Here is a 420-nt window from a genome sequence, read left to right on the forward strand (position 1 = left end):
GATAAAATGAACTTTCAGACGCTATCCAAATGCCTTTATCGAGTAGCTTTGGCACTATTTTACTGGGCGGTAAATGCCCGTATTCTGCTGAATTAACGATATTAATAACACGCTGTCGCTCTAGCTCTGTTAACCGATTGGGTGGCTGCTTTAGCGTACGAGTTCGCTTATCCGTCATCTCATCGGCCTCACGCCACCGCTGCACGGTTCTAGCCGTTAAACCGAGTATTTCGCAGGCTTTTGCCTGACTTGCACCTGCAATTTGCGCTTCCGTTATAAGCTTTCTCAGTTTTAGTCGTTCACCACCTTGGGTTAATCGTCCTCGTTGAAACCCCAAATAGCATCCGCTTTTTTTTTGAGAACGAGTAATGCCGCTGTTTCAGCCAAGGCTTTATCTTTGCGGTTGAGCTCTTTTTGGAG

At 46.2% G+C, this 420-nt stretch carries 1 pseudogene; it reads right to left on the minus strand.

The features are described from left to right. Positions 1-337: pseudogene (locus AC27H3_RS18105) on the minus strand (IS3-like element ISPpr7 family transposase); the annotation flags it as partial. Between the last annotated feature and the right edge of the window lie 83 nt (positions 338-420).

The sequence above is a fragment of the Colwellia sp. NW0002-52-1 genome, assembly GCF_057550865.1.